Annotated in this window: 1 protein-coding gene; it reads right to left on the bottom strand. The window is 74.0% G+C overall.

Annotated elements, in window-relative coordinates; translation table 11 throughout:
- Nucleotides 1-4556 (bottom strand): amino acid adenylation domain-containing protein (locus ABZ564_RS32615; RefSeq protein ID WP_360863111.1); only part of this gene is annotated, 4556 nt, incomplete at both ends.

Raw genomic sequence — 4556 nt, 5'->3', positions numbered from 1 at the left:
GTACGCCCCGCCACCGGACTCCCGATCGCGATGTCCGTACCCGCACCCAACCGCGTGTACAACGCGGACAACGCAGCCTGCAACACCATGAAGAGGGTCGCGCCGGAACGCCGCGCCAACTCCGCCAATGCGGCGTGCAGTTCCGCGTCGATCCGGAGTTCCAGCACGTCGCCGCCGTACGACATGACGGCGGGACGCGGCCGGTCGGCGGGAAGGTGCAGCTGCTCGGGCAAACCGGCCAGCTGCCGCTTCCAGTAGGCGACCTGACGGGCGAACAGGCTGTCGGCGTCGTCCTCGTCGCCCAGGATCTCGTGCTGCCACAGGGTGTAGTCGCCGTAGGTCACCGGCAGCGGCGGCCATTCCGGTGCCTCCCCGCCCAGCCGGTGGGTGTAGGCGGCGGCCAGGTCACGGGCCAGCGGTCCCATGGACCAGCCGTCCCCGACGATGTGGTGCATCACCAGCAGCAGCACGTGCTCGTCCGGCGCGACCGCGAACAGCTCGGCTCGAAGGGGCACTTCCGTGGTCAGGTCGAAGGCGCGCACCGCCGCCTCGCGCAGCAGCGCGTGCACCTCGGTCCCGTCGGCCGTGCGCACGCGCAGCGGGACGCCGGCCTCGGTGGTGTCCAGCACGCGCTGGTGCGGGATTCCGCCCGTCTGCGGGAAGACCGTGCGCAGGGTCTCGTGCCGTGTCACCACGTCCACGAGTGCGGCGCTCAGCGCCTCCCGGTCGAGGTCCCCGGACAGCCGCAGGGCCAGCGGCATGTGATAGGTGGCGCTCGGGGCCCCGAACTGCTGGAGGAACCAGAGCCGGCGCTGGGCGAACGACAACGGCATCATCTCGCGGCGGGGCCGGGGCACCAGGGCCCGCCGCGCGGTGCCGGCGTCGTGCAGCCCGGCCGCCAGGCCGGCGGGGGTCGGGCTCCGGAAGAGGGCGCGAAGCTCCAGTTCGACCCCCAGGGTCGCCCGTACCCGCGAGACCAGCCGGGTGGCGAGCAGGGAGTGGCCGCCCAGCTCGAAGAAGTCGTCGTCGACCCCGACCCGCCCGGTGCCCAGCACCTCGGCGAACAGCTCGCACAGGATCTGCTCCTGCGGAGTACGCGGCGCACGGCCGCCACCGGGCGCATCCGGCTCCGGGGCGGGCAGCGCCGCCCGGTCCAGCTTCCCGTTCGGCGTCAGCGGCAAGGCGTCGAGCAGCACGAACGCGGACGGCACCAGGTACTCCGGCACCCGGTCGCGCAGATACGCGGCCAGCGCGGCCCCGGTCGTCGCGGACCCGTCCGCGGGGACGGCATAGGCGACGAGCCGGTCCTCCCGGGCGAGTACCGCGACCTGGGCCACGCCCGGGTGTGCGATCAGCTCGGCCTCGATCTCGCCCGGCTCGACCCGGAACCCGCGCACCTTGACCTGGTGGTCGGCGCGGCCGGCGTATTCCAGCTCACCGTCGGCGCGCCAGCGCACCAGGTCGCCGGTGCGGTACATCCGCGCTCCGGCCGGCCCGTACGGGTCGGCGACGAAACGTGTGGCGCTCAGGCCGGGCCGGTTCAGGTAGCCGCGGGCGAGCCCCGCTCCGGCCAGGTACAGCTCACCCAGCACTCCGGGTGCCACCGGCCGCAGTGCCGCGTCCAGGACGTAGGCACGGCAGTTGGCGATCGGGCGGCCGATCGGCACGGGCAGCGGGCAGTCGGCGGGGTCGGCCGGAAGGGCGTAGGCGGTGATCACATGGGTCTCGGCGGGCCCGTAGTGGTTGTGCAGCACCCGGCCCGGACGGCGGGTCTGGAAGCGGCGGACGGCAGCGCTCAGCCGCATCGCCTCTCCGGCCTGCGCGACCAGCCGCAGGTGCGGCAGGTCGAGGCCGGCTTCCTCGGCGGCCTCGGCCAGTGCCTCGACCACCAGGTTCGGCGCGAACAGCTCCTCGACCCGGTTCCGGTCCAGCCAGCGGGCGAGCAGTTCGGCACTGCGGCGCTGCTCCTCGGTGGGCACCACCAGGGTCTTGCCGTACAACAGGGCGGACAGCATCTCCTGCACCGAGACGTCGAAGCTGATCGCGGTGAACTGCGCGGTGCGCGTGCCGGGTTCGCCGCCGACGGCCCGGTGGTGCCACGTCAGCAGGTTCAGCAGTCCGGCCGCGGGCATCGTCACGGCCTTGGGCCGGCCGGTGGAACCGGAGGTGTAGATGACATAGGCCGGGTGCCGGCCGTCCACGGGGACGGCCGGATCGTGCTCCGGCTCCCGGCCGGACGGTGTGACGTCGGCGAGGTCGTCGAGCACCACGGCCGGGCGGGCGTCCTCCAGCATGTACGCGATGCGGGCGGCCGGGTAGTCCGGGTCGACCGGGAGGTACGCCGCGCCCGTCTTGAGCACCGCGAGAACGGCGACCACCAGCTCGGCCGAGCGCGGCAGCCGCAGGGCGACGACCTGCTCCGGGCCGACGCCCCGCGCGATCAGCGCATGGGCCAGCCGGTTGGCCCGGCGGTTCAGCTCGCCGTAGGTCAGCACGGTGTCCTCGAACACCACGGCCGGGGCCTCCGGCGTCGACCGGACCTGCGCCTCGAACAGGGCGGGCAGGGTGGCGTCCGGGACCGGGGAAGCGGTGTCGTTGCGGGTGACCAGCAGCTCGCGCCGCTCCTCGGTGGTGAGGACGTCGATCCGGCTCAGCGGCCGCTCCGCGTCGGTGACGACCTCCGCCAGCAGCCGCAGCCACCGGGCGACCAGCGCCTCCACCGTGGCGTGGTCGAACAGGTCGGTGCTGTACTCGACCCGCCCGACGATGCCCTCGGCGCGGCCCCCGGGGCCGCCGAGCTCCAGCAGGTGGAAGCCGAGGTCGAACATCGTCGTCGGCGTCCGTACGAGGACGACCTCGGTGGCCAGACCGCTCAGCGCGAACTCGGTGCGGGGCACGTTCTGCAGCGCGAGCAGCACCTGGAACAGCGGCTGGCGGGTGAGCGACCGGGACGGGTTGAGGGCCTCCACGACGTGCTCGAAGGGGAGGTCCTGGTGCGCGTACGCGCCGAGCGCGCTCTCCCGGACGCGGGCCAGCAGCTCCGCGAAGGAGGGGTCGCCGCTGGTATCCGTGCGGAGCACCAGGGTGTTGACGAAGAACCCGATGAGGTCGTCCAGTGCCTGATCGGTCCGGCCGGCGATCAGACTGCCGACCGGGATGTCCGTGCCCGCGCCGTGCTTGTCCAGCAGGGACGCCAGGGCGGCCTGCAGCACCATGTACACGCTGGCGCCGTGTTCCCGGCCGAGCCGGATCAGCCCGGCGTGGAGTTCCGCGTCCAGTTCGATCGCCAGTTGGCCGCCGGAGCAGGAAGGGGTCGCCGGGCGGTGGCGGTCGGCGGGGAGCCGGATCTGCTCCGGCAGGTCCGCGAGGGTCCGCGTCCAGTAGGCCGTCTGGCGGGCGAACAGGCTGTCCTGGTCGGCCGGGTCGCCGAGCAGCCGCTGCTGCCACAGGGCGTAGTCGGCGTACTGCACGGGCAGCGGCGCCCACTGCGGCTCCTCGCCCCGGCTGCGTGCCGCGTAGGCGGTGGCCAGGTCGGCGGCCAGCGGGCCCAGCGACCAGCCGTCACCGGCGATGTGGTGCATCACCAGGAGCAGGACGTGCTCGTCCGCCGCGAGCGCGAACACCTCGGCTCGCAGCGGGGGTTCGGCAGCGAGGTCGAACCCGCGGGCGGCGGCGCCGGCGAGCAGTTCCGGCAGGGCCGACTCGTCTGCCGGGGTCACCGGCAGGGTGGGGTGCCCCTCCCCGGCGGCCGGTACCCGCTGGTGGGGGACGCCGTCCGAGGCCGGGAAGACCGTGCGCAGCGTTTCGTGCCGGTCGACGAGGTCACCCAGCGCCGACTCCAGGGCCGCCAGGTCCAGCGGTCCGGAGAGCCGCCATGCGAGCGGCATGTTGTAGACCGAGTCGGAGCCCTCCAGCTGGCGCAGGAACCAGAGCCTCCGCTGAGCGGACGACAGCGGCACCTGCTCGGGCCGCTCGGTGCGCTCCAGGGCGGGCCGGGCCCGGTCCGCCCCGCCGAGAGCCGCGGCCAGCCCGGCCACGGTCGGGGTGCGGAACAGGGTGGGGAGGGCCAGTTCCACGCCCAGCGTCGCGCGGACGCGGGCCACCAGCCGGGTGCCGAGCAGGGAGTGCCCGCCGAGGTCGAAGAAGTCGTCGTCGGCACCGACCTGCGGGAGGCCCAGCACCTCGGCGAACAGCCCGGCCAGGACCTGCTCCTCCGGAGTGTGCGGTGCCCGGCCGGCCGACGTCGCGGTGGACTCGGGCTCGGGCAGGGCGCGCCGGTCGAGCTTGCCGTTCGGGGTCAGCGGCAGAGCGTCGAGGCTGACGAAGGCGGCCGGCACCATGTAGTCCGGCAGCCGCTCGCGCAGGTGCGCCCGGAGCTCTTCCGCCGGCGGCTCCGTCGCGGTGGCGGGCTCCAGGTAGGCGACCAGCCGGGGGTCCTGCGCACGGTCCTGCCGGACGATCACGGCGGCGCGTGCGATGTGCGGGTGTTCGGTGAGGGCGGCCTCGATCTCGCCGAGTTCGACGCGGAAACCGCGTACCTTCACCTGGTCGTCGGT

This window comes from Streptomyces sp. NPDC019224, assembly GCF_040632605.1.
Taxonomy (GTDB): domain Bacteria; phylum Actinomycetota; class Actinomycetes; order Streptomycetales; family Streptomycetaceae; genus Streptomyces.
Note: the sequence above shows the minus strand (reverse complement) of the source record. Positions and strands in the feature narration are given on the sequence as shown.